This is a genomic window from Pelagimonas phthalicica (assembly GCF_004364805.1).
GTDB lineage: Bacteria > Pseudomonadota > Alphaproteobacteria > Rhodobacterales > Rhodobacteraceae > Pelagimonas > Pelagimonas phthalicica.
In genome coordinates this window covers 1,620,912-1,644,621 of record NZ_SOAP01000001.1, presented here as the reverse complement: position 1 = coordinate 1,644,621, position 23,710 = coordinate 1,620,912, and the positions used below count along the sequence as shown (strand labels likewise).

The window sequence follows — 23,710 nt, the reverse complement described above, 5'->3', positions numbered from 1 at the left end:
CTTAGCCCCCCATCCGGGATTCGATCCGTTCCACCATGCGTGCCGGTACTTGGGGTTTGTCGAGCTGCCCCAGAATGCGCGCCTTGGCCTCTTGCGGCATACGATTATTGGCCTCGACAAAGGCGCGGATCTTGGCGCGGCGTTCCTCGGACAGTTCCAGCATTTCCGGTTCTTCGCTGGCCACTGCATCACCCGACCGGCGCAGCGGTTTCACCTTGATCCCGGCCCCCAAGAGCGGCGTGCGTTCGGCCACTACCTCGCGCCCATCCAGCCCGCGTGCGCGGATCAAAACCTCATCGCCCTGACGGCGCAGCAGCTCGGTCTGAACAACTTCCAAACGATCCTCTTCGCCAATGACCAAAACCTCAGAGGCCGCATTCAACGCCGCCGCAGGCAGGCGCGCCACGCGGCGCAATTCCGGTTCATCCAGTTGAACGGTGACAAAATCACCCGGTTTGAACCCGCGCGGCGTTTCCAGCTCAGCAAACAGCAACCGCCCGGTCTGCCCTTCACCGACTGCCGCGCCTTCGCGGCTCAGCTTGCCCTTGGTGGTGATATTGGTGCCAAACACATCCAGCGTAACGGTGACCGGGGTTTCCTTGATTTGCCCGGACTCGTTCAGCAGCCGGGCATATTGTTGGGTCGAGACGCGAAAGGCGACCTCAAGCAGGTCCGGGTCCACCAGTTGCGCCAGCTTTTCATTGGCCGACACCAGGCGCCCGGCGACAACCGTCACCTCAGACAAGGTGCCAGAAAACTCGGCGCGAATTTCGGTGTCATCCAGCAGGCGCTGGGCCTCGTCCTGAGCGATCTCAATGCGGCGCAGGCTGGTGGCCGCCTGATCAATGCGCGCCTCAGCCACGGCGACAGCGCGGCGATGGGTCAAAACCGCTTGTTTTGCCGAGGACAGCGCCAGCTCGGCGGTTTCCACCGCCGCCGCCGTCCCGACATTGCGGTCACGCAGATCCTGTTGACGCTTCAACGCCTGTTCGCGCAATCCCACCTGTTCGCGCGCCGCTTCCAGCTCATCCTGCGCCAGCCCCAACGCGCGAATGGCTTCGCGCTCTTCCGCTTCCGCATCCAAACGGTCGCTTTCGGTGCGATCAAAGGCTGATTGCGCATTGGCCGGGTCCACTTGCGCCAAAAGCTGGCCCGCCTGCACGCGCCCACCCTCGACAAAGCCGGGATCAAGCGAAACCAGCGCCCCGCCGGTCGCGGCACGCAATTCCAGGGATCGGAGGCTGAGAATTTCGCCAAAGGCCGACAATTGCGGCGTCACCGGGCCAAACTGCGCCGGAATGACATTCACCGCAAAGACCCGTTCACGTGCCGGGCGCGACCGTTGCTCTTCATTCATGCGGGCCTGCACAGCGTCGCGCACCAATATCCCCGCATAGGCCAAAAGGCCCAAGGCGAGCGACATCAGAAACAGGCCCGTCAGGCTTTTGCGCAGAAACCGCATGGCTTCCCTTTCTGCGAATGAACGTCTTAAATGTAGCGGCTGGCCATGAAAAACCAAGCGGCGATGGGGCTTATACGTGGCGCACCGCTACTTCCGTCGCAAATGTTCGTCGAGTCGGGGGAAAATTTCTACAAAATTGCAAGGACGGTGGCGGTAATCCAACTGCCACTTCAGAATTTCGTCCCATGCATCCTTGCAGGCGCCGGGGCTGCCGGGCAGGGCAAACAGATAGGTGCCACCCGCAACACCACCCGTGGCGCGGCTTTGAACGGCCGAGGTGCCGATCTTGTTCATCGACACAATGGTAAAGACGGTGGCAAAGGCCTCAATCTCTTTTTCATAGACGTCGCGATGCGCCTCAACCGTCACATCACGCCCGGTCAGCCCGGTGCCGCCGGTCGAGATGATCACATCAATCTCGTTATCCGCGATCCAATCGCGCAGCTGCGCCGAGATCATATCCCGTTCGTCCTGCACAATCTTGCGATCCGCCAGATGATGCCCGGCCTCAGTGATCCGTGCCACCAAGGTGTCGCCCGAGCGATCCTCGGACAATTGACGCGTGTCGCTGACCGTCAAAACGGCGATACGCACGGGGATAAACTCTTTGCTTTCGTCGATACGCGACATGGGACCCTCGTTTGGCGGATGTCTTGGTCAACCCTCACCCTGGCCGCGCCGGATTGCAATGCGACCGATGGGGCAATCCCCCCGAAACACACGCAGTTTTGTACAGATTGCCCCGATAGGGCGCAGCGAAAACCCGTCAATTCGAGCGACAGGCCCCACCATCCCTTGACTTTAGCGCCCACAAGCGGTGTATCGGCCAAGACTTGAAAACATGGCCGTCCATACAGACGCCGCACGATCAAACGACATCCGCCCGAAGGAATCAAACAGATGCACGCCTATCGCAGCCATACCTGCGCCGACCTGACCAAAGCCAATGTCGGTGACACCGTCCGCCTTTCCGGCTGGGTGCACCGGATCCGGGATCACGGCGGCGTTCTCTTTATCGATTTGCGCGACACTTATGGCATCACCCAGGTCATCGCCGATGGCGACAGCCCGGTTTTTGCCGAGCTGGAAAAGGTGCGCTCTGAATGGTGTATCCGCATCGACGGCAATGTGTTGGCACGTGACGAAAGCCTTGTGAACCCGAATCTGCCCACCGGCGAGATCGAAGTCTTTGTGCGCGACCTCGAAGTGCTGGGTGCCGCCAATGAGCTGCCGTTGATGGTGTTCGGCGATCAGGAATACCCCGAGGAAACCCGCCTGAAATATCGCTATCTCGACCTGCGTCGCGACGTCATGCAGAAATCCATGACCCTGCGTTCCGACGTTGTCGCCTCCATGCGCAAACGCATGTGGGATCTGAACTTCCGCGAATTCCAGACCCCGATCATCACAGCATCCTCGCCCGAAGGCGCGCGCGACTTCCTGGTGCCCTCGCGCCTGCATCCGGGCAAGTTCTATGCCCTGCCACAGGCCCCGCAGCAGTTCAAACAGCTGATCATGGTCTCGGGCTTTGACAAATACTTCCAGATCGCGCCCTGTTTCCGCGACGAAGATCCGCGCGCTGACCGTTCGCCCACCGATTTCTACCAGCTCGACATGGAAATGTCCTTTGTCACCCAGCAGGATATCTTTGACACCATCGCCCCCGTTCTGGCCGGTGTGTTCGAAGAATTCGGCGGTGGTCGCAAGGTTGACGCCCCGCAGGACTGGCCGCAGATTTCCTATCGTGACGCCGCCAAATGGTATGGCAGCGACAAGCCCGATCTGCGCAACCCGATCAAGATGCAGGATTGTTCCGAACATTTCCGTGGCTCCGGCTTTGCCATCTTTGCCAAGCTGCTGGAACAGGAAGGCACCGAAGTCCGCGCCATCCCAGCGCCCACCGGTGGTGGCCGCAAATTCTGTGACCGCATGAACAAATTCGCCCAGGGCGAAGGTCTGCCGGGCATGGGGTACATCTTCTGGCGGGACAAGACCGTCGACAGCGTCGCGCAAGAGCTGGGCATCTCTGTCAAAGAAGCGCAGGCCAAGATGAAGGCAGGCGAGGTCGAAGGTGGTATGGAAGCCGCCGGTCCGCTGGCCAAAAACATCGGCCCCGAGCGCACCGAAGCCATCCGCCAGCAGCTTGGCCTTGGTGTCGGCGACGCGGCCTTCTTCCTGGGGGGCAAGCCAAAGTCGTTTGAGAAAATCGCCGGCAAGGCCCGTGATGTCATCGGCACCGAGCTGAACCTGATCGACAAAGACCGCTTTGCCTTTGCCTGGATCGTGGATTTCCCGATCTACGAACAAGACGAAGAAAGCGGTGCGATTGATTTCGAACACAACCCGTTCTCGATGCCGCAAGGCGGAGAAGAGGCGCTGAACGGCAACCCGCTCGACGTGCTGGGTTACCAGTACGATCTGGCCTGTAACGGCTACGAACTGGTCTCGGGCGCGATCCGGAACCACAAGCCGGAAATCATGTTCAAGGCCTTTGAAATCGCTGGTTATGGCAAGGACGAGGTCGAAAAGCGCTTTGGTGCTTTGGTCAACGCCTTCCAATACGGTGCCCCGCCCCACGGTGGCTGTGCCGCAGGCATCGACCGCATCGTGATGCTGCTGGCCGACCAGCAAAACATCCGCGAAGTCATGATGTTCCCGATGAACCAGCGCGCCGAAGACCTGATGATGAACGCGCCCAGCGATCCTCAGCCCGAACAGCTGATGGAATTGGGCCTGCGCGTCATTCCGCAGGACCAATAATTCCTGTCCCTAAGAGCAAACTCTTGCTGACAAAACAAAGGCCGGTGCATATGCGCCGGCCTTTTTGCTATGCTGGCCGCAAAAGAGCATTTGCAGGCAAACCATGTCCTTTGATCCACATCTCGCCGAATTCCGCTTTGGCCACGGGTTATCGCCCGACATTGCGCCCCCACAAAGCGTGGGTGAAATGCTGCGCGGTCTGACAGATACCGATGATATGGCTGAACGGTTCGAGATTGAGCCCTTTCCAGTCTTTCGCCAGCGCATGGTGCAACGCGAAAGCCTGCAAAAGCAGTTCAAGAAAGTGCGCGGCACCGATGAAGGCAAAGCCCTGCAAAAGCAGATCAAACTGCTGAAAAAGGACGCGCGGCAGGATCATTACCTTTGGATGACGGCGCAGATCCTGCGCGCCACCCATTCCCAAACGCCGTTTCGCGAACGTCTGCAGGGGTTCTGGGCCGATCATTTCACCACGGCGGGCAAGGCCGGGATCGCGCGGCGCGGGGTGTCTCCCTATGTCGAAACCACCATTCGCCCGCATATGAGTGGCAAGTTCGAGGACATGCTGATTGCCGCCGTGACCCATCCGTTGATGGTGCATTACCTCGATCAGGAACGCTCTGCCGGGCCGAATTCGATCCGGGCGCAGAAAAAGCCGGGCAAATACGGGCTGAACGAAAACCTCGCCCGCGAAATCCTTGAGCTGCACACGCTGGGGGTTGGCGGGCCTTACACCCAAAACGATGTGCGCGAATTGGCCGAGCTGCTGACCGGGCTGACCTTCAAGATCAATCAGGGCCGCCATTTTCAGAAAGCCTTGGCCGAGCCGGGCGCTGAAACGGTGCTGGGCAAATCCTATGGTGGCGGCCAGCCGCATATCCGCGACATCGAGGCGGTATTGCGTGACCTTGCCCGCCATCCCGCCACCGCCCGCCATCTGGCGACCAAACTGGCGGTGCATTTCGTGTCGGATCAGCCCGACCCGGATCTGATCGGTGCGGTTGAAACCGCATGGCGCGACAGCGACGGGGATCTCAGCGAGGTTTATCGCGCCTTGCTGTCCCACCCGGCCGCTTGGGACCCGTCGGTGAGCAATTTCAAACAGCCCTTTGATTTCATCTGCTCCGCCGCGCGCGCTTTGGCGGTTCACCCGCGCGCCATTGGCAACCTGTCCGAAAAACATGCCCGTCAGCGGCTGTTCGAACCTTTGGCGCTGATGGGGCATATCTGGCAAAAACCCTCAGGCCCCGATGGGCTGGCCGAAGAGGACAATGCCTGGATCACTCCGCAAGGCATGGCCGTGCGGCTGCAATGGGCGGTGATCGTGCCGCGGCTCTTGGTGGGGCAACTGCCTGACCCGCGAGATTTTGTCGATACCGCCCTGGGCCCGCGCGCGGATGAGACCATCCGCTTTGCCGCCGCCGCCGCCGAAAGCCGCGCCGAAGGTGTCGGCCTCGTGCTGATTTCGCCCGCCTTTCAAAGGAGATAAGCCATGGATCGTCGCAGCTTTCTGACCCGGTCCGCCGCCCTTGGCTGTTCGCTGGCCGCCAGCCCGCTGCTGACCCCGGTCAGCTTTGCCTCCGCCCCCGGCGATAACCGCCTGATCGTCATTGTTCTGCGCGGGGGCATGGATGGGCTGGGCGTTTTGGCCCCTTATGGCGACCCAGCTTATAGCGCGCTGCGCGGCGCGCCGGATTTGGGTGCCGAGGGATTTGTCGATCTGGATGGGTTTTTTGCCATGCATGGCGCGCTCCGCCCCCTGGCCCCGCTTTGGCAGAACGGGCAGCTTGGCTTTGTCCATGCGGTCTCGACCCCCTATCGCGACAAGCGCAGCCATTTTGATGGTCAGGACCTGCTCGAGGCCGGGGGCGCTGATCTCAAATCCGGCGTGGCGCGGGATGGCTGGCTGAACCGCGCTATGGGCCATATGCCGGGACAAAGCGCCGATCTTGCCTATGCCATTGGCAGCGATGCCATGGCGATTCTGGACGGAGACATGCCCGTGACCCGCTGGTCCCCGGATGTTGACCTGGCCCTTAGTCCACAAGCCATCCGCTTGGCGCAATTGGTGATGGAAAAAGACCCTGCCATGTCCGCTGCGCTGGCGGATGCGTTCCAATTGGCGGGCTCTGATGGTGATGGCGTTGCGGTGCAGGGCACTGTGGATGACATGATGGCGATGCTGCAGGACAACATGACCGCGCGGCGCAGTTCGCGTTACGAAGTGCGGCTGGCCAAATTTGCCGCGCAACGCCTGCGCAAAGACGTCCGCATTGCGAGTTTTTCCTTGAACGGATGGGACACGCACGCGCAACAGACCCGCTTGCTCGACCGCTCTTTGGCGACCCTGTCTGATGTCATCCTGACCCTGAAAGAAGAGCTGAAAGGCCCGGCCTGGCAGCGCACCGCGATTGTCGCGATGACGGAATTTGGCCGCACGGCGCGGTTCAACGGCACCAAGGGCACCGATCACGGAACCGGCGGGGCGATGATCCTGGCCGGGGGGGCGATACGGGGTGGTCAGGTCTGGGCCGATTGGCCGGGCCTGAGCGAAGACGCTCTGTTTCAACGCCGTGACCTGATGCCAACGCGCGACCTCAGGGCCTATTCGGGCTGGCTGCTGAGGGGGTTGTTTGGCCTGTCTTCAGCTGCGGTCCAACAGGATATCTTTCCGCAGCTGGAGCTTGGAGCAGACCCGCAATTGCTATTGTAACTCTCTAAATCGCGATCTGATTGGCCATGCGATCCTGAACCAGGGCCGCGACCTTGGCCAGATCGGATTGCAGCGGTTTGCCGGTTTGGCGCGCCTCTGCCAGATCCTCGGCCGCCTTTTGCAAGACACCATCGCCCGCGCTGCGCGCCACACCTGTCAGGAACTGCGTCACATAGGCGAGCGAGCGATCATCCTCGCGGTCATCCAGCACATCCGCCGCATGGGCCATATCATCCTTATAGGCCAGCGGATCAGGCAGGATCGGATCATCACTGACCAAACGCGGGCCATTGGGCTGACGTTCCACCGGCAGCGCAGAGATAATCGCATTCTGAAAGGCCACCACTGACGAAATCGGCTTGGCCAAAAATCCATCTGCCCCGGCCGCCAGCGCCACCTCTTCGGAAAAACTGTCGCCACTGGTGCCAAGAATCACATCAACGCGTGGTGTTGTCACCGAAAGCTCCGAGATCAGCTCAGCCCCGGACCCATCCGGCAGACCCAGATCTATGATCACCACGCTGGGGCGATAGACCTGCAAATGACGGCGTGCGGATTTCAGGCAATCGGCCCGGCGAATACGCGCCCCGGATCGCAAACAGAGCAAGCGCATGGCATCACAGGCAAAACGGCTGTCTTCCACCACCAGAATGGTCAGCCCCAGCAATGGCCGCGTGGCGGTTGGCCGTAAATGTGTACTCATTAGGTCATCGTCATCCATGATCCCCTCCAAGGTTAGCGAGTCGTTACACAGGATTCCCTCAGGGTGGTGAACAAGCGGTTAAAGGCCGCAGGTTTCACCCACGCGCTTGCCCCTCTTGTGGCAGCCGGGCCATAACCCGCGATGACGACAGGACAGGAGGAAGATCATGATCGGACGTTTGAATCACGTCGCCATCGCCGTGCCGGATCTGGAGGCCGCGGCTGACCAATATCGCAACGCTTTGGGGGCCAAGGTCGGCGCACCTCAGGACGAACCCGATCACGGCGTGACCGTGATCTTTATCGAATTGCCCAACACCAAGATCGAATTGCTCTACCCGCTGGGCGAAAACTCTCCGATCCAGGGGTTTCTGGACAAGAACCCATCGGGCGGCATTCACCATGTCTGCTATGAGGTCGATGATATCATCGCGGCCCGCGATCACCTGAAAGAAACCGGCGCGCGCGTTTTGGGCACCGGAGAGCCAAAGATCGGCGCCCATGGCAAGCCCGTGCTCTTCCTGCATCCCAAAGACTTTAACGGCTGCCTCGTGGAGCTGGAGCAAGTCTGATGGGCATTGTCTCGGGTCTTGTTCTCTATGCGGTGATCTGGTTTTTGACCTTTCTGGTCGTGATCCCGATCCGCTTGAAAACCCAAGGGGATGTGGGCGAGGTCGTGCCCGGAACCCATGCGGGCAGCCCGGCGGTTCACAACCTCAAACGCAAGGCCTGGATCACCACGGGGGTTGCTTTGGTGGTTTGGGGGATCCTCGCGGCGATCATCCTGACGGAAACCATCACGGTCGACGACATCGCCAAATGGACCAGCTTTGAAACCAGCGCTGAGTGATTGATTTTAGTGATTTTGGAGTACAGTTAGTGTACCCAGGCCCGGCCTTAGGCCGGGCAGCCCCGTGCAGAAAGCGCAAAACGACCGCAATCATCACGAACAGAGCTGCGCAACGGCCTGTCCCGTTCATTGACGTACATTGCGGATGCAAACCGCGCACCAAGACGAAATCTGCGCTGTGCTCATGCACCAAGCTCAAAGAGCGTTTTCTAAGTCATCAATCAGGATGACCTTCGCCTTTTCCGTGTCAGCGTCGCTGGAGATATGCGCGAGTTGAAACAAGCTTGTGCAAACACCCGGTTTTTGTGACGGCCTGACTTAATAACAGCAGTTATAGAGGCGCATTTAGTCTGCGCCGTTAGCCAGAACAGGCGCTTTCCGGCCAGGTGGCTCAGGACGTCCGTAGCTATTTGTTGTCTATGAGCTGATAATCGCGACGGTGGTAGCTAAACCTAACTACGATCCCTAAGTCGTTAATGCTGCAGCGCGAATGAATGACTGCCATTAAGTTTACAGGAAGATTTTTCAACCGCCTGAAATGCAATGCAGCATGCCAACGCTATGTCGTAGACGTTACTTCCCAGATCGCTCTGATCAAAGTCTTGATGTCCTTCTCGCCCAATCGGGCAACGTTCACGCGTCCGCCTTTTACGACGTGGATGCCGTGATCGCGTGTCAGGGCGGTTTCCTGAGCTTCGGTCAGCGGGAGGAGAGAAAACATGCCGGTTTGCTTTGCAAAATAGGCAAGCTGGTCCGTGCCAAGCTCGGCGCGTTCGGTGTCCGCAATCTGTTGGCGCACCTCAGAGACCCTTGCACGCATCTGATCAAGCTCGCCAAGCCAGAGCGTTTTGAGGGTTTCGTCCTGCAAGATCGTTCGCACAACCGACGGCCCATGATCCGGCGCGTGGGAGGCACCAGAGCGGACGATCGCGGAGACGGCCCGGTGCATTCGGTCTCGGTCGCTCGCCCGTGTTTTTACAAACAACGCCCCCGCCCGGTCTCGGTAGATGCCGAAAGATTTGGATAGGGTGATACAGACAATACACTCAGGGAACCGCGCAGCGATCTTGCGCGCCATGGCGCAATCGGCGTCCCAACTTTGGGCGAAGCCCAGATAGGCAAGGTCGATCCAGGGTACGATCCCGCGCGCCTCCAGAAGGTCGAGCAACGCGTCGAATTGCTCGGCGGTCATGTCCGCGCCGGTCGGGTTGTGGCAGACGCCCTGCATGAGAAAAACATCGCCGACCTTGGCGGCACTTAGGCCAGCGAGCATTTGGTCAAAGGTGATCTGAGCTTGGAACCGGTCGTAGTAAGGCACCTGCGCATAACGCGCGCCCGCTGCCGTAAGGATCGGAATGTAATTGCCATAGGTCGGGGTTTGCAGCCAGACGGTGGGCGGTTTTGGCATCTGAGCCAACAGGTCCGCCATCACCCGCAAAGCGACGGCTCCGCCCGAGGTCTGCGCAGACACCCATCCGTCATCATAGGCATGATCCATGATCTCATGCCCCAGCACTCGGCAATACTCAGCATCGCCGGTCAGGGCGAGGTAGGATTTGCTGGTTTGGGTATCGACCAAGCGTTGTTCGGCCAGCTTGACGGCTTTCAGGACAGGCGTTTGGCCATGTTCGTCCTGATAGATACCCACGGTCAGGTTGAGTTTGTCCTTGCGGGGATCAGCCGCGAAATAGTCGGCCCCGATCATGATGGGGTCGACGGGGTATTCCTCAACCTGTTCAAACATCCTGCGTCAGCCTCTCTCCAAGATACCTGTTGTGACCAGCGTCTCGAAATACTCGACCTTCAGGTCAAAGGATTTCAGCAGCTTCTGGGTGCTCGGCTTGACCACGGCATCGTCGAATGCCCCCTGTTCAAAATGCCCCGCCGAGGCAAGGTCAGACCACAGGCTGGTCACGACCAGCTCGTAATCGGTTCCATTCACTTTGACGGCAAGAGACGCGCCAAGATGACCGGGCAGTTCAGCCATCTCTTTGAAGGTCGTGCGTTCCAAATGGTCCGCATATTGTTGAAGCACCTCTTCAGACCCTGCAACGGCCCGCCACCATCGAATGATCATAAGCTATGCCTTTCCCAATTCGACGGCCCGGTCGCGGCAGGCGGTCATTGCCTTGGCGATCACATCCCCAAAGCCGTTTTCCTGCATCGCAACAATGGCCGCATGGGTTGTCCCGTTGGGAGATGTGACACGGGCGCGGAGGTCTTGTGGTTCATCGCCCTTGGTGGCCATGGTCGCCGCGCCAAGCGCGGTTTGCAGTGTCAGCGCCTTGGCATCCTCTGGGGTTAGCCCAAGAGCTGTGCCTGCCCGGATCATTTCTTCGATCATCAGGAAATAGTAGGCCGGGCCGCTGCCCGACACGGCCGTGACAGCATCCAGAAGGTCTTCGCGCTCGACGGTGACGCAAATGCCGAAGGCTTCGATGATCGCTTTGGCCGTTGCGCATCGGGCTTCGGTCGTGTGTTGGTTGACGTAAAGCCCCGTCGCCCCCAGGCCAAGTAGGGCTGGTGTGTTGGGCATGGTGCGGGCGATGGCCACCGGTCCAAAGAGACCTTCCAGCGATGCAATCGTAACCCCGGCGGCAATGCTGAGGATCAGCTTGCCAGACAGGTCCGCATCCATCTGTTTGGCCACAGCAGCAATGACCTGAGGTTTGACGGCCAGCACGATGATGTCGGCAGCAGCGGCTTTGGCCACGTCGTCAGTTGTGTGGACACCGTGCTGTTCTGCCAGCCGGTCCCGCTGATCCGCGTTCGGATCAACCACCGTGATCCGGGAGGGTGCCCAACCGCTGGCGATCATGCCACCAATGATGGCCGACGCCATGTTGCCGCCACCTATGAAGGCTATCTTGTCCATGGCTCAGAAGCTCGTGATGACGGTTGCGCCGATGGACTGGAATTTGTCCATGTTCATCAGGGCCTCGGGGGCGTCGTCGATGCTGATCTTGTCGCCGACCAGCCGGGCCGGGTCCAGCTTGCCGCTCTCGACCATATCGAGCATTGCGCCATAGCGATGCGCCTGCATCCCGTGGGAGCCAAGAAGTTCGATCTCTTGCCCGACGATCTTGGGCATCGGCACCGCAGGGGCGGCGTGATCGCCCAGCATCAGGCCGACCTGAATGTGCTTGCCGCGTGGGCGCAGGCACATGATCGAGTTGGTCATGGTCGCCGGATGGCCCAGAGCGTCCAAGGACACATGCGCACCGCCTTTGGTGATCCCTTTGATCGCCTCGACCACGTCACCCTTGCCATCAATGGCCGCAACCGCGCCAAGCTCTTTGGCCAGCGCAAGCTTGGCGGGGTCCAGATCAACACCAATCACATTCGCCCCCGCCGCGCTGGCGATCATCACCGCCGAGAGGCCCACGCCACCGCAGCCATGCACGGCGACCCATTGGCCAGCGCTGACTTTACCTTGGTCGATCACCGCCCGAAACGATGTGGCAAACCGGCAGCCCAGGCTGGCAGCGGTGGCGAAGTCCATTGTCTCGGGTAACGCGACCACGTTCAGGTCAGCCTGATGGATCGGCACATATTCCGCAAAGCTGCCCCAATGGGTAAAGCCCGGCTGTTCCTGATGCAGACACACTTGCTGATGACCCGCATGGCATTCGCTGCAGGACCCACAACCGCAGATGAACGGCACGGTGACCCGGTCACCGACTTTCCAGTTCTTCACATCCTTGCCAACCGCCTCAATCACACCTGCCAACTCGTGCCCCGGGATATGTGGCAGGTCAATGTCACTGTCATGCCCCATCCAACCATGCCAATCGCTGCGGCACACACCGGTGGCTTCGACCTTTAGAACAACCCCATGTGGCTCTGGGGTCGGGTCTGCGACGCTCACCACCTTGGGGGCTTCTTGGAATTTCTCAAACAGGACGGCTTTCATGGCAGAGTCTTTCGGTTGCAGAGACGGATTGAGTGAAAACTACCAATAGTTGGCGAAATAGCCTTGCTATTCTGCCCTCATATGTAAATATTTTGAGTATAAACCCCTCTCCATTGGTTATTTTTGAGGACAGTCTTCCCTTGTCAGGCATCGACACAGTCAACGCACAGATTCTCGAACTGCTTCAAAGCGACGGGCGCATGACCAACGCCAAACTGGCTGAGAACCTGAATATGAGTGAAACACCTTGTTGGCGGCGACTGAAAAAACTGGAAGAGACCGGCATCATTGAGGGGTACCAAGCCCACCTCAATCGCCGAAAGCTGGGACTTGGTGTCATGGCCTTTGTTCAACTGAGTTGCTCAGAGCACGATCAGGCCGCGACCGCTGAATTCCAGCGTATTATCGAGGTCACCCCCAATATCCTCGCCTGCCACAACACGACGGGCGAAGATGATTTCCTGCTGATCGTGGTCGCGCGCGATCTGGACGACTACAGCGCCTTTGTCGACACCACCTTACGGCGTCTGCCGGGTGTCACCAGCATACGCTCAAACCTGTCACTCAAAGAGATGAAAGCCTCGAGCAAACTACCAGTTCGCGTGGCGGAGCGATGATCAATACTCCACTCTGACAGCGGGCAATCGCGCGAACGCATCGAAAGGCAGCTCCGTTCCGTGTCTTTTTCGTTTGTTTCATGAGCAGCGAAGGCACGGTTTCCGCTCGGGAAAAAAACAACCTTGAACGACCGGTTTGACGACTTGCACCGCGTCGCAAAAAAAACAGACCTGGCGCTGAAGCAAACGAATGCTGCATCAGCTAGGTGTTCTTCATATGCCAGCTGTTGGCAAAAACTGACAGAGCGTAGTCGTCAGCGAAACCTTCGGCCACATGTTTGGTGACTTTGGAAATACTATTATCGGTGATTTTTGCTTTGACTCACCAAGAAGCTGCAGCCCCGGCCGCAACCCGCTGGTGGTAAGTGTCATCAGCTACAATGCACGAGCGCGCGGTATAGCGGTCCTCTGAAATGCGCTTTTCAGGCTCAGGTGCGCTTGAATAGCAAGAGAGGCTTCTGACCTAAGTTGTTCGACCGGTGCGTTTTTGAAACTACTTCCGAAAATTTCATGAATTGGCGAGCCGTGGAGGACTCGAACCCCCGACCTGAGAATTAGAAGTTCCCTGCTCTAATCCAGCTGAGCTAACGGCCCGCTCTAGCCATGGGTGTATCAGTCAATTCCCGCACCTTGTCAACTTGCTTGCCCGGGCGGTGACACGCTCGAAAACTCCCTCTTGCCACGGGCATTGCGCGGGTCCAAGCTGCGCAAAAATGAGGGGTGACCATGACCAAAGACATCGCTGAAAGCCTGTGGCACGAGACCGCCACGCAATCCATCACAGCGCCCGCTTTGGCGGGGCAGGTTGCGGCGGATCTTGTGGTGATTGGCGGTGGGTATACCGGTCTTTCGGCGGCTTTGCACGCCGCTGAGGCCGGGCTATCGGTCCGCCTGCTTGAGGCCGGAGTGATTGGCGGTGGCGGTTCAGGGCGCAATGTTGGTCTGGTCAATGCCGGGCTCTGGCTGCCCCCGGACAAGATCACCGCAAAACTGGGCAAGGAACCGGGTGAGAAGCTGATCAAGCTGCTGGGGCAGGCCCCGGATCTGGTCTTTGGCGTGATCGACAGACATGACATGGCCTGCGAACCGGTGCGCAATGGCACCCTGCATTGCGCCCATGCGCCCTCGGGCATGGCGGACCTGGAGAACAGGTATGCTCAGGCCAGCGCCCGCAATGCGCCGGTTCAGCTTTTGGGGGCCGAGGAAACCCGGGCGAGGGTCGGCTCTGACACGGTTTTTGGCGGGCTGTTTGATCCGCGCGCAGGCACGATCCAACCGCTGGCCTATGCACGCGGTCTGGCCCTTGCAGCGCAGGCGGGCGGAGCGGTTTTGCACGAGAACAGCGCGGCGCTCAGCATCGCGAAAACTGGCGCTGGCTGGCAGGTGAAAACCGCGCAGGGCGAGGTTACCGCGCAACACATGATTGTGGCCACCAACGCCTATACCTTGCCGATCTCTGGCCTGCCATCACCCAAAACCATCCCGGTGCATTATTTCCAGGCCGCAACCGCGCCCCTTTCAGCCACAGAGCAGGCCCAGATCCTGCCGGGTCGCGAAGGGTGCTGGGACACGGCGCTGGTCATGTCATCCTGGCGGATGGACGCGGCGGGTCGTTTGATCATCGGCGCGATGGGGCAACTGGATCATCCCGGCGCTGGTGTGCATCTGGCCTGGCTGCGCCGCAAACTGGCCAAGCTTTTCCCGGCGTTGGCCGAGAAACCGCTGACCCATACCTGGTTCGGGCGCATCGCCATGACCGAGGAATATATGCCAAAAATCCTGCAACCCGATCCATCGGCGTTGATCTGCTTTGGCTATTCCGGTCGCGGCATTGGGCCGGGCACGGTGTTTGGCAAGGCCATGGCCGAGGCGTTGATCACTCAAGATGTGACCGTGCTGCCCCGCGCGCCATCGGCTGACCACAACATCACCTTCCCCGGCCTGCGCCAAGTCTATTACGAGACCGGCGCGACCCTGACCCACTTGGTCAAGGATCGCGTTTAGGATCAGAAAGCTAGGGTCACACCGACCGTGTGATCCCGCCATCCACGCGGATGTTTTGCCCGGTGATATAGGCCCCGCCCTCTGAGGCGAGAAAGGCCACGGTTGCGGCGATTTCTTCGTAAGACCGGCCATAACGCCCCAAGGGGATCTGGCTGCGGAACTCCTCTTTCTCGGGCAGGCTGTCGATAAATCCGGGCAGGACATTGTTCATGCGCACATTGTCGGCGGCATGGGTATCAGCGAACAGTTTTGTATAGCTCGCGAGACCCGCCCGCATAACCGCCGAGGTCGGAAAGACCGGGCTGGGCTCAAAGGCGGCAAAGGTTGAGATATTGATGATCGCGCCTGACTTTTGCGCAATCATGTGTGGCGTGACCAGCCGCGTGGCGCGCACCGCGTTGAGGAAATAGACCTCCATCGCATGATGCCAATCCTCATCGCTGATCTCAAGGATCGGCGCGCGCGGACCATGCCCGGCTGAGTTGACCAACACGTCAATCCGCCCCCATCGCTCCATTGTGGCATCCACCAGTTTGCTCAGATCCTCAACGGATTGGTTGGACCCGGTCACGCCAATCCCGCCCAACTCTTGGGCCAGTGCCTCGCCTTTGCCGGATGAGGACAGGATCGCCACCTGAAATCCCTCCGCCGCAAGCCGCCTTGCGCTGTCCGCCCCCATGCCGCTGCCGCCTGCTGTGACAATAGCTGTTTTGATGTCTGCCATGATCTTGATCCGTATCTCTGATGTTTCGCTGCATTATTTCCTTGAATTCATCAGCCAACCAATCAAATCTCCTGCCATTACCCAGTAGAAATTCTATCGCACTTGGGCCCGTATATGCGCAATCTTCCACCCCTCAACGCTCTCAAAGCTTTTGAAGCCTCCGGGCGTCATCTGAACTTTCGCATGGCCGCCGAAGAGCTTGGGGTGACGCAGGGCGCGGTGGCCCAGCAGGTGCGCACATTGGAATCGCGCCTCAAGGTGCAGCTCTTTGATCGCCACGCGCGCGGGCTGACTTTGACCGATGAGGGGCGACGGTTCTTGCCGTCGCTCACCCAGGCCTTTGACCTGATCGCTGAGGCCAGTCAGGATCTGGTTCCGGGCAATCAGACCGCCACCATCAGCGCGACGCCTTCCTTTGCGACCCGCTGGTTGGTGCCGCGACTTGGTGCGTTGACCGCAGACCTCCCTGATCTTCAGGTCCGTCTTGATGCCTCAAACAGTTTGGCGAATTTCCAGACCGACGGGGTCGATATTGCCATTCGGCAGGGCAGGCCGCCCTTTGTCGGGCTTGATCATGATCTGCTCTTTGGGGCCGAGCTGATCGCGGTCTGTCATCCCGACCTGCCAAACAAGGACGCCCCGCTGTCTCAACCGCAGGATTTGCAGGCGCATACCTTGTTACAGGACGCTCATGGCCAATGGCCACTGTTTTTATCTTCGGTCTTTGGCGATCACGTTCCGTCGATCAAAATGACCCGTTTCAGCCAGACATCCCTGACGATTGATGCAGCTTTGGCCGGGCAGGGGGTGGCGCTGACCAACCGGGCTTTTGTGGCGAATGATCTGGAAAACGGCCGTTTGATTCAACCGTTTGAGCACAAAACTGTCACCCAGGACGCCTTCTATTTTGTTGCCCCGCGCCGCCCAAGACAGCCCAAAATTGTTGCCTCTCTCCGGGCCTGGTTTTTGAGCCAGATTTAAACCAACCTCAAAAATACCTTTTTAAAATAACGGCATAGAGTATCGCAAAGGCAACTTTTTCGGGCATCCCATTGACTATTGTCAAGTCGGGACTCAGCCGACAGGCGCATCTTCCGCTTGCCTCACCAAGCAAACGGAGAGTGATTATGTCACTTGGAATCACCCATAAGAAAGTCCGCGGCGCGCTAGGGGCAGGTTTTGCCATGATCCTAAGCAGCGTCGCTATGCCCGCATTCGCCGAAGGCCCCACCCTGAGCGAGGAAGCCTTTGAAGCCTCCAAGCAGCTCTATTTTGAACGCTGCGCCGGGTGCCACGGTGTGCTGCGCAAAGGTGCGACCGGCAAAAGCCTGGAACCCATCGTCAAGAAAAAGAATGCCGACGGGACCATCACCGAATCCGGCACGCTGAAGCTTGGTCAGGAACGCCTCGAGAAAATCATCTCCTGGGGGACCGAAGGTGGTATGAACAACTTCTCGGACATCATGACCGAGCAGGAAATCAAGGACATGGCGACCTACATCATGATGGATCCGCCCAAGCCGCCAGAAATGTCGCTTGAGCAGATGCGCCAGACCCGCAAGGTCTATGTCGAAGAAGCAGACTACCCAACCGAGCCTCTGCATGGTCGCAACTGGGAAAACTTCTTTGTCGTTATCGAACGTGACGTGGGCAAAGTGGCCGTAATCGACGGCGATACCAAAGAAGTTCTGGCCCACATTCCAACCGGTTACGCGGTGCACGTGTTGAAAGCGTCCGAGCACCACAAACTGGAAGAGCCAGAAAATCCAGGCCGTTTCTGGTACACTATGGGCCGCGACGGCAAGATGACCAAAATCGACCTCTGGCAGACCCCAGACAAGATGTTGGTGTCCGAAGTGTCCATCGGCTATGACGCCCGCGACGTTGCTGTGTCCGGCGACGGTAAATATGTCATCGGCGGTGCCTACTGGCCTCCACACTTTGCCATTGTTGATGCCCACACCATGGAGCCGCTCAAAGTTGTCTCGACCCGCGGTGTGAACGTTGACGGCGATTATGTTGAAGAAAGCCGCGTTGCTGCCATCTACACCACACCAAACGAACCAACCTGGATTGTTGCGGTGAAAGAGCTGGGTCAGCTGTGGCAGGTCGACTATTCCGACCTCGACAACCTGCGCATCGACAAGATCAACTCGGCCAAGTTCCTGCATGACGGCTTCTTTGATCCGACAGGTCGCTATTTCCAGATCGCTGCAAACGCATCGAACAAAATGGTTGTTGTCGACACCAAAGATCACAAGCTCGAAGCGATGATCGACACCGCGCCGCTGCCACACCCTGGCCCTGGTGCGAACTGGAACGACCCGAATTGTGGTCCGGTTGCCGGGACAACCCACTTGGGCGAAGGCACTGTGACTGTCTGGGGCAACGACCCGGAAGGTCATCCAGATTCGGCATGGAAGACTTGCTACGAGGTTGAAACCGATGGCGCGGGCCTGTTCATCCGGACGCACCCGAACTCTGATTACATCTGGGCTGACCAGACCAAGCACCCTGAATTGGAAGTGCAGCAATCTGTTCAGGTTATCTCGAAAGAGACCGGTGAGATCGTGAAAACCATCCAGGTGACCGAAGGCGACGGCAACGTTGCCGTACACTTCGAATTCAACAAAGACGGCACCGAGGTTTGGGTCTCCAAATGGAACCGTGCGACCTCGAAAGAGCCAAATGGTGAAATGGTCATCTACGACGCCAAGACCCTCGAAGAGATTGGTCGCGTCAAAGGTCTCTATGCACCGACCGGCAAGTTCAACGTCTACAACCGGTCGAACCACGTCACATAACGTGACTGTCTGACGACACCCAAGAGGGCGGGCCACGCGCCCGCCCTCACTCTTTCTCCCCACCCGTCGGGCACCCGCCGACATTCAGCCAATTCAACGGAGTCAGACCATGACCGACAGCAACGGTTCTGAAACCAAAAAGCCGATCTGGCGGCGGTATTTCCTCTTTGGAATGCCCATCGCCGGGGTAGCCGGTGCCTTTGCCGCCGGGATCATCTTTTGGGGCGGGTTCAACACCGCCATGGAAGCCACGAACACCATGCCCTTCTGCGTGTCCTGTCACGAGATGGGCGATTATGTTTATTCCGAATATGAGGGCACGATTCACGATGTGAACCGCTCCGGCGTTGGGGCTGTCTGCTCTGACTGCCACGTGCCCAAGGACTGGACCCACAAGCTGATCCGCAAGATCAAAGCCTCGCGCGAGGTGTGGGGCAAGATCACCGGATCCATCTCAACGCCCGAGAAATTTGATGCCAAGCGTCTGCATCTGGCGATGAATGAATGGGAACGGATGAAGCGCACCGATTCCATCGAATGCCGCAACTGCCATGACTTCCAGTCGATGATGCCGGAATTCCAGAAACCGCGTGCCCGGCAGCAGCACTTGAACGCGATGAAAACCGGTCAGACCTGCATCGACTGCCACAAGGGCATCGCGCACCTCGATCTGCGTGACCGCGCGGATGAGGACTATCTCGCCACGCTCGAGGCCCCGAATCCGAAATTCATCCGCGAAATCCCGCAGGCCTATCTTGATAGTCTCGCCCGCGTCGAAGCCAAAGAGGCCGAAGAAGCCGCCGCCGCCAAGGCCGCCAAAGACGCAGATCGCGCCAAATTGCTCGCCGCAGTTGACGCAGCGCGCGCCGATGAACGCGCCAAGGTCGAGGCTGAACTGGCAGGCCAGGCAGATGATGCCGCCGCAGCTGGGGCGAATGTGGGTGACACAATCGACTGGGGCGCGATTGCCGTAACAGATCTGACCCTTTTCTACCCCGGCCAGGCCTCCTTTGAATGGGTACAGAACGGCAAAACCCACGGCGGTGCCCGTCCGCTGACCAAGGGCGGCGATGCCTGCACCACCTGCCACGCCAAAGAGCTTGATGCGATTGGTAACAAGATTGTCGCCGGTGGCGGTGGTAAAAGCGATGAGCTGGAACCCTCGGCCATTCCCGGCAAACGCGGCGTGATCCCTGCTACCATCCAGGCGGCGCATGACGGCGACACCGTCTATTTCCGCCTGCAATGGGAAGAGGCCGGTCACAACCCCGCGCCCTTTGTTGAGGGGGGCAAGATGGACCCGGACAACCAGATCAAAGTGGCGATGATGATCGCCGGCACCGGCATCGAAATGGGTGAACAGGTGGGCTGCTGGGCGACCTGCCACGCTGACAACACCTATATGCCCTTTGATCCAGGTGCCGATGCCATCGCGGCCAGCGGTGACGTGGCCGCCCAACTGGGCGCGACCACAACCGTCACCAAATACCTGCCCGAATCCCGCACCAAGATCGAAATCAAAGGCCGCCGTGGCAAGGCGCAAGGGGGCTGGGACAAGCTCGCCACACCCGAGAATATCGAACAGTTCCTCAAGGATGGCACCTTTATGGATCTGATGCGGGTCTATGCCGACGGGTCTTCGGAAAACGGCTATCTGCTGGATCGCCGTGTGCAGAATGATGGTGACATGGCGGCCTCTGCCGTGCTGGGGGCTGATGGCATGTGGACCGTGACCTTTGCCCGCAAACTGGCTTCGGATGCGCCCGGTGACATTCCGCTTGAGGCGGGCAAGACTTACACGGTCGGCTTTGCCATCCACGATGATTTTGCATCGGCGCGCTTCCACCACGTGACGCTGAACACCAGCCTCGCGCTGGATAATGCCGAGGCGATGATCAACGTCCAGGGCCAATAAACCCGATCAAACACCGCGATGCCCCAGTTCTGGGGCATCGTTTTTGCGCAAAGGAGAATGCCATGAAACGGCTCCCCACCGCCCTACTGACTCTTGCTGCCCTCGCCATGGCCCTCCCGGCCCAAGCGCGGAGCAAGAAAGACCCGGCAGAAATCTGCGCCGAGGCTGAAACCCGATATCAGGAAATCTATGGCGCGCCCTCATCCGAGGCCGAGGGCGTCACCGTCGTTACGATGTATAAATACCAATTCTGCCCGCGCGAGATCACCGTGCCCGTCGGCACCACTGTGCGCTGGGTCAATGTCGACAAACGCACCAGCCATTCGGTCAAAATCGGCACAGACCCAGAAAGCGACCGCGCCTTCCCTGAGGAACATATCGAATTCACCTTCCTCTTCCCCGGCTCCCAAGACTATATCTGCGGCCCACATTGGGAAAGCCATGACATGATCGGCATGGTCACAGTCACCGAATAACTCGATCGCCCAGACACGCCCAAAGCCAATACCCCCAGGTTTCTTTGGGCCAAAAATATCCCGGGGTGATTTGATCCGACAGGATCAAGAGGGGCAGCGCCCCTTCTCCCCTTTGACGCAGGGCAAGACCCGCAATTGGTCACAAATCCCCAGCCTTGACTTAAGTTAAGGAAAACCTGCCCCCCCTGCGCCACTTTTATCGCACCATAGCGGACAAGCCTCACCTGCTGCCGACACCCGAATCGTTGACTGGCGCGCATCCCGCGCCAGCAGGGCAGGTTTGACCGTTTGCCATAGCCATCCATTGGACAAGCGAGACGACATATGACCGGCAAAGTATCCCTGATTGGCGCAGGCCCTGGCGACCCGGAGCTTTTGACCCGCAAGGCCGAACGGCTTTTGCAAGAGGCCACATGCGTCGTCTATGACCGGCTGGTGTCTGACGAGATCGTCGCCATGGCCAATCCGAAAGCCAAGATGATCTTTGTCGGCAAGATGCCGCAATGCCATCCCGTCACCCAGGACCGGATCAACGAGATTTTGGTCGAAGAAGCGCAAGCGGGCCAGCGCGTGGCGCGGCTCAAGGGCGGTGATCCTTTGATCTTTGGCCGAGGCTCCGAAGAGGCCGCCGTGCTGCGGGCGCAGGGCATTCCCGTCGAATATGTGCCCGGAATCACTGCCGCTCAGGGGGCCTCGTCGATCTCGGGCGTGCCGCTCACCCATCGCGGGTTGGCCACCGGGGTGCAATATGTCACCGGCCACCGTCAGGCCGACAAAAAGCTGGATCTGGATTGGAAACGTCTCGCCAATCCTGACACCACGCTGGTGATCTATATGGGCGTCGCCAATATCGGCCAGATCGCTGTGGGCCTGATGACCGAAGGCCTGCCCGGCACAACCCCGGTCATGGCGATTTCTCGCGCCACCACCAGCCAGGAACGCCGCATGACTTCCACCCTCGCCAAGGTCGCCCAGGATGCGCGCGAGGCCGAGTTGAAAGCGCCGACCTTGTTCATCATTGGCCAGGTCGTCTCTCTCTACGAGGCACAGGGCCTGCCGCTGGAGGATGATCGGAGAGAGGCCCATGCTTAGCCGTCCAGACCCCAATTTCGGAATTCAGAGCCCTAGGCGCAACGCAGGTTCGCACCCGGCCCCGAGGGCGGGGCTGCCTCGGCTTTTCCCAGCCGTCGATCACGTGACCGCGCAAAAGGAATTGCGCGGCTGCATCATTCGCACCCGCCCTGGGGGGCGGGATCGGGTGCGAACCGGATCGCAGGCGATCCGGACCGATAAGCCGAACCGTTTCGCGCACATCGTCCTAACCAGCCTCATCCTGCTCTTCGCCCTCCTGACCACCCCCGCCTTGGCCAACCCGATCGACGCCAAAGCGCTCGAACGCTTTGTCATTCAGGATTGCGGCTCTTGCCATGGGCTGACGCTCAAAGGCGGGCTTGGCCCCGATATCCGCCCGCAAAGCATCGAACATTACGACCCCGAAGTCCTGCAATCCGTCATCCTTGACGGCGTTCCCGGCACGCCCATGCCCCCGTGGCGCCCGCTGCTCAGCGAGGCAGAAGCCGCCTGGATCGCCGATTACCTCCTCAAAGGAGAAGCCCCATGAAAACCCTGTCCACCCTCTGCGCCATCTGCGCGCTTGGCACCGCGCTATCCGCTGAAACCATCGCCACCGGCGACCTTGGCCTGGTGATCGAACGCGCCACCGGCTCTGTCTTGTTGGTCGATCAATCCGAACGCGCCGCGCTGGACCGGATCACAGGGCTGGGCGACCTCTCCCATGCCTCCCTCGTCTACTCGTCAGATGAACGTTACGCCTATGTCTTTGGCCGCGATGGCGGCTTGACCAAGGTCGACATTGTTGACCGCAAAATCGCCAAACGCGTCGTTCAGGCCGGCAACTCCATCGGCGGAGCGATTTCCGACGATGGCACGCTGGTTGCCGTCTCCAATTACGAACCCGGCGGCGTGCGGATCTTTGATGCCGATACGCTCGATTTGGTTGCCGACATCCCCACCGACAGCAAAACCATCGGTCTTGTCGATGCGCCCGGCGGGCGCTTTGTCTTTACCATGTGGGATACGGGCGAGACCTGGATTGCCGACATGTCGAGCGGCCAAGCCGAAATCACCAAGATCGCCAATATGGGCGACCGCCCCTATGACGCGCTGATCACCGGTAATGGCCGCACCTATATCACTGGCTTGTTCGGCGAGGACGGGCTGACCGCGCTTGACCTTTGGGCTGACAAGCCTGAACCGATCCGCGTGCTGCCCAATTACGGCCGTGGGCAAGAAGAAATGCCGGTCTATAAAATGCCCCATCTTGAGGGCTGGGCGCATACCGGCGGCGAATTTGTCTTGCCCGCTGTTGGCCATCACGAGGTGCTTTGGATCGATAGCGACACCTTGCAGGAAACCGGGCGCACCAAGACCTATGGCCAGCCGGTCTTTGCCATGGCGCGCCCGGATGGACGCCATGTCTGGGTGAATTTTGCCCATCCCAAGAACGACACCATTCAGGTTATCGACACGGTGACCAAACAGGTGGTGCATGAATTCAAACCCGGCCCGGCGGTGCTGCATATGGAGTTTACACCGCGTGGGCACGAAGTCTGGCTCAGCGTGCGAGACGCCGGAAAAGTCGCGGTCTACGACACGCAAAGCTTTGAAAAACTGCGCGAGATTGAGGCCGAAAGCCCATCCGGCATTTTCTTTACCGCCCGCGCGCATCGCACTGGTCTTTGAAAGGACA

Annotated in this window: 22 protein-coding genes and 1 tRNA gene; 14 read left to right on the top strand and 9 right to left on the bottom strand. The window is 59.3% G+C overall.

Annotated features, from left to right (window positions below; genetic code table 11):
* Nucleotide 1: 1 nt before the first annotated feature.
* Nucleotides 2-1,462: an efflux RND transporter periplasmic adaptor subunit gene (locus CLV87_RS08015; RefSeq protein WP_099242135.1), complete on the bottom strand. Its 1,461-nt coding sequence runs from the start codon at nt 1,460-1,462 to the stop codon at nt 2-4.
* 87 nt (nt 1,463-1,549) lie between these two features.
* Entirely contained in the window at nt 1,550-2,092 is a 543-nt protein-coding gene (moaB, locus tag CLV87_RS08010) for a molybdenum cofactor biosynthesis protein B (protein WP_099242137.1), read from the bottom strand.
* A 270-nt stretch (nt 2,093-2,362) separates the two neighbouring features.
* On the opposite strand from moaB, the gene aspS reads away from it, so the two are divergent.
* The 3 genes from aspS to CLV87_RS07995 all read left to right on the top strand — a co-directional run bounded on the left by aspS (nt 2,363) and on the right by CLV87_RS07995 (nt 6,935).
* On the top strand, nt 2,363-4,222 hold the full coding sequence (gene aspS, locus CLV87_RS08005) for an aspartate--tRNA ligase (RefSeq protein WP_099242139.1): 1,860 nt from the start codon (nt 2,363-2,365) through the stop codon (nt 4,220-4,222).
* Nucleotides 4,223-4,325: 103 nt separating this feature from the next.
* Entirely contained in the window at nt 4,326-5,711 is a 1,386-nt protein-coding gene (locus CLV87_RS08000) for a DUF1800 domain-containing protein (protein WP_099242141.1), read from the top strand.
* Nucleotides 5,712-5,714: 3 nt separating this feature from the next.
* The gene (locus CLV87_RS07995; protein ID WP_099242142.1) at nt 5,715-6,935 is read left to right on the top strand and encodes a DUF1501 domain-containing protein; all 1,221 of its coding nucleotides are present in this window, start codon (nt 5,715-5,717) and stop codon (nt 6,933-6,935) included.
* Nucleotides 6,936-6,939: 4 nt separating this feature from the next.
* Here the strand turns inward: CLV87_RS07995 and CLV87_RS07990 are convergent, their stop codons facing one another.
* Nucleotides 6,940-7,656 (bottom strand): response regulator, encoded by a 717-nt coding sequence (locus CLV87_RS07990; RefSeq protein WP_099242144.1) that lies wholly within the window; start codon nt 7,654-7,656, stop codon nt 6,940-6,942.
* A 148-nt stretch (nt 7,657-7,804) separates the two neighbouring features.
* On the opposite strand from CLV87_RS07990, the gene mce reads away from it, so the two are divergent.
* Together mce and CLV87_RS07980 are read left to right on the top strand one after the other, a co-directional pair.
* Complete coding sequence (gene mce / locus CLV87_RS07985; protein WP_099242146.1) at nt 7,805-8,209, top strand: methylmalonyl-CoA epimerase; 405 nt, start codon at nt 7,805-7,807, stop codon at nt 8,207-8,209.
* The gene (locus tag CLV87_RS07980; protein WP_099242148.1) at nt 8,209-8,487 is read left to right on the top strand and encodes a DUF1467 family protein; all 279 of its coding nucleotides are present in this window, start codon (nt 8,209-8,211) and stop codon (nt 8,485-8,487) included. The genes mce and CLV87_RS07980 overlap by 1 nt, the downstream gene beginning before the upstream one ends.
* A 559-nt stretch (nt 8,488-9,046) precedes the next feature.
* On the opposite strand, the gene CLV87_RS07975 is transcribed toward CLV87_RS07980, so the two are convergent.
* The 4 genes from CLV87_RS07975 to CLV87_RS07960 are packed head-to-tail and all read right to left on the bottom strand — an operon-like array spanning nt 9,047 to nt 12,400.
* Nucleotides 9,047-10,231, bottom strand: coding sequence for an aromatic amino acid transaminase (locus CLV87_RS07975; protein ID WP_099242150.1), 1,185 nt, complete (start codon nt 10,229-10,231; stop codon nt 9,047-9,049).
* A gap of 6 nt (nt 10,232-10,237) precedes the next feature.
* Nucleotides 10,238-10,564, bottom strand: a complete 327-nt coding sequence (locus CLV87_RS07970) for a hypothetical protein (protein WP_099242152.1) — start codon at nt 10,562-10,564, stop codon at nt 10,238-10,240.
* 3 nt (nt 10,565-10,567) lie between these two features.
* A complete protein-coding gene (gene proC / locus CLV87_RS07965; protein ID WP_099242154.1) occupies nt 10,568-11,362 on the bottom strand; it encodes a pyrroline-5-carboxylate reductase in 795 nt (264 codons plus the stop codon).
* Between the two features lie 3 nt (nt 11,363-11,365).
* A complete protein-coding gene (locus CLV87_RS07960) occupies nt 11,366-12,400 on the bottom strand; it encodes a zinc-dependent alcohol dehydrogenase family protein (protein ID WP_099242156.1) in 1,035 nt (344 codons plus the stop codon).
* Nucleotides 12,401-12,432: 32 nt separating this feature from the next.
* Between CLV87_RS07960 and CLV87_RS07955 the strand changes: the two genes are divergently transcribed.
* Nucleotides 12,433-13,017, top strand: coding sequence for an Lrp/AsnC family transcriptional regulator (locus CLV87_RS07955; RefSeq protein WP_235871870.1), 585 nt, complete (start codon nt 12,433-12,435; stop codon nt 13,015-13,017).
* 516 nt (nt 13,018-13,533) lie between these two features.
* Here CLV87_RS07955 and CLV87_RS07950 read toward each other — a convergent pair.
* Nucleotides 13,534-13,611, bottom strand: a tRNA-Arg gene (locus CLV87_RS07950).
* A gap of 132 nt (nt 13,612-13,743) precedes the next feature.
* On the opposite strand from CLV87_RS07950, the gene CLV87_RS07945 reads away from it, so the two are divergent.
* Nucleotides 13,744-15,021 (top strand): NAD(P)/FAD-dependent oxidoreductase, encoded by a 1,278-nt coding sequence (locus CLV87_RS07945; protein ID WP_099242158.1) that lies wholly within the window; start codon nt 13,744-13,746, stop codon nt 15,019-15,021.
* Between the two features lie 16 nt (nt 15,022-15,037).
* On the opposite strand, the gene CLV87_RS07940 is transcribed toward CLV87_RS07945, so the two are convergent.
* Nucleotides 15,038-15,745 (bottom strand): SDR family oxidoreductase, encoded by a 708-nt coding sequence (locus CLV87_RS07940; RefSeq protein WP_099242160.1) that lies wholly within the window; start codon nt 15,743-15,745, stop codon nt 15,038-15,040.
* 114 nt (nt 15,746-15,859) lie between these two features.
* On the opposite strand from CLV87_RS07940, the gene gcvA reads away from it, so the two are divergent.
* From gcvA to CLV87_RS07905, 7 genes are all read left to right on the top strand, one after another.
* On the top strand, nt 15,860-16,726 hold the full coding sequence (gcvA, locus tag CLV87_RS07935; RefSeq protein ID WP_099242161.1) for a transcriptional regulator GcvA: 867 nt from the start codon (nt 15,860-15,862) through the stop codon (nt 16,724-16,726).
* A gap of 146 nt (nt 16,727-16,872) precedes the next feature.
* On the top strand, nt 16,873-18,549 hold the full coding sequence (locus tag CLV87_RS07930) for a cytochrome D1 domain-containing protein (protein ID WP_099242163.1): 1,677 nt from the start codon (nt 16,873-16,875) through the stop codon (nt 18,547-18,549).
* A 109-nt stretch (nt 18,550-18,658) separates the two neighbouring features.
* Complete coding sequence (locus CLV87_RS07925) at nt 18,659-20,464, top strand: NapC/NirT family cytochrome c (protein WP_099242165.1); 1,806 nt, start codon at nt 18,659-18,661, stop codon at nt 20,462-20,464.
* A gap of 62 nt (nt 20,465-20,526) precedes the next feature.
* Nucleotides 20,527-20,940: a cupredoxin domain-containing protein gene (locus CLV87_RS07920; protein ID WP_133840721.1), complete on the top strand. Its 414-nt coding sequence runs from the start codon at nt 20,527-20,529 to the stop codon at nt 20,938-20,940.
* Between the two features lie 324 nt (nt 20,941-21,264).
* Nucleotides 21,265-22,032, top strand: a complete 768-nt coding sequence (gene cobA, locus CLV87_RS07915; protein WP_099242167.1) for a uroporphyrinogen-III C-methyltransferase — start codon at nt 21,265-21,267, stop codon at nt 22,030-22,032.
* Nucleotides 22,025-22,561, top strand: a complete 537-nt coding sequence (locus tag CLV87_RS24330; protein WP_099242169.1) for a c-type cytochrome — start codon at nt 22,025-22,027, stop codon at nt 22,559-22,561. The genes cobA and CLV87_RS24330 overlap by 8 nt, the downstream gene beginning before the upstream one ends.
* On the top strand, nt 22,558-23,703 hold the full coding sequence (locus tag CLV87_RS07905) for a cytochrome D1 domain-containing protein (RefSeq protein ID WP_099242171.1): 1,146 nt from the start codon (nt 22,558-22,560) through the stop codon (nt 23,701-23,703). Before CLV87_RS24330 ends, CLV87_RS07905 begins: the two co-directional genes overlap by 4 nt.
* Nucleotides 23,704-23,710 lie beyond the last annotated feature (7 nt).

Bases quoted from the DNA above. Each gene is read 5' to 3' on its own strand.
- CLV87_RS08015 (WP_099242135.1), bottom strand. From the start codon at position 1,462: ATGCGGTTTCTGCGCAAAAGCCTGACGGGCCTGTTTCTGATGTCGCTC.
- moaB (WP_099242137.1), bottom strand. From the start codon at position 2,092: ATGTCGCGTATCGACGAAAGCAAAGAGTTTATCCCCGTGCGTATCGCC.
- aspS (WP_099242139.1), top strand. From the start codon at position 2,363: ATGCACGCCTATCGCAGCCATACCTGCGCCGACCTGACCAAAGCCAAT.
- CLV87_RS08000 (WP_099242141.1), top strand. From the start codon at position 4,326: ATGTCCTTTGATCCACATCTCGCCGAATTCCGCTTTGGCCACGGGTTA.
- CLV87_RS07995 (WP_099242142.1), top strand. From the start codon at position 5,715: ATGGATCGTCGCAGCTTTCTGACCCGGTCCGCCGCCCTTGGCTGTTCG.
- CLV87_RS07990 (WP_099242144.1), bottom strand. From the start codon at position 7,656: ATGGATGACGATGACCTAATGAGTACACATTTACGGCCAACCGCCACG.
- mce (WP_099242146.1), top strand. From the start codon at position 7,805: ATGATCGGACGTTTGAATCACGTCGCCATCGCCGTGCCGGATCTGGAG.
- CLV87_RS07980 (WP_099242148.1), top strand. From the start codon at position 8,209: ATGGGCATTGTCTCGGGTCTTGTTCTCTATGCGGTGATCTGGTTTTTG.
- CLV87_RS07975 (WP_099242150.1), bottom strand. From the start codon at position 10,231: ATGTTTGAACAGGTTGAGGAATACCCCGTCGACCCCATCATGATCGGG.
- CLV87_RS07970 (WP_099242152.1), bottom strand. From the start codon at position 10,564: ATGATCATTCGATGGTGGCGGGCCGTTGCAGGGTCTGAAGAGGTGCTT.
- proC (WP_099242154.1), bottom strand. From the start codon at position 11,362: ATGGACAAGATAGCCTTCATAGGTGGCGGCAACATGGCGTCGGCCATC.
- CLV87_RS07960 (WP_099242156.1), bottom strand. From the start codon at position 12,400: ATGAAAGCCGTCCTGTTTGAGAAATTCCAAGAAGCCCCCAAGGTGGTG.
- CLV87_RS07945 (WP_099242158.1), top strand. From the start codon at position 13,744: ATGACCAAAGACATCGCTGAAAGCCTGTGGCACGAGACCGCCACGCAA.
- CLV87_RS07940 (WP_099242160.1), bottom strand. From the start codon at position 15,745: ATGGCAGACATCAAAACAGCTATTGTCACAGCAGGCGGCAGCGGCATG.
- gcvA (WP_099242161.1), top strand. From the start codon at position 15,860: ATGCGCAATCTTCCACCCCTCAACGCTCTCAAAGCTTTTGAAGCCTCC.
- CLV87_RS07930 (WP_099242163.1), top strand. From the start codon at position 16,873: ATGTCACTTGGAATCACCCATAAGAAAGTCCGCGGCGCGCTAGGGGCA.
- CLV87_RS07925 (WP_099242165.1), top strand. From the start codon at position 18,659: ATGACCGACAGCAACGGTTCTGAAACCAAAAAGCCGATCTGGCGGCGG.
- CLV87_RS07920 (WP_133840721.1), top strand. From the start codon at position 20,527: ATGAAACGGCTCCCCACCGCCCTACTGACTCTTGCTGCCCTCGCCATG.
- cobA (WP_099242167.1), top strand. From the start codon at position 21,265: ATGACCGGCAAAGTATCCCTGATTGGCGCAGGCCCTGGCGACCCGGAG.
- CLV87_RS24330 (WP_099242169.1), top strand. From the start codon at position 22,025: ATGCTTAGCCGTCCAGACCCCAATTTCGGAATTCAGAGCCCTAGGCGC.
- CLV87_RS07905 (WP_099242171.1), top strand. From the start codon at position 22,558: ATGAAAACCCTGTCCACCCTCTGCGCCATCTGCGCGCTTGGCACCGCG.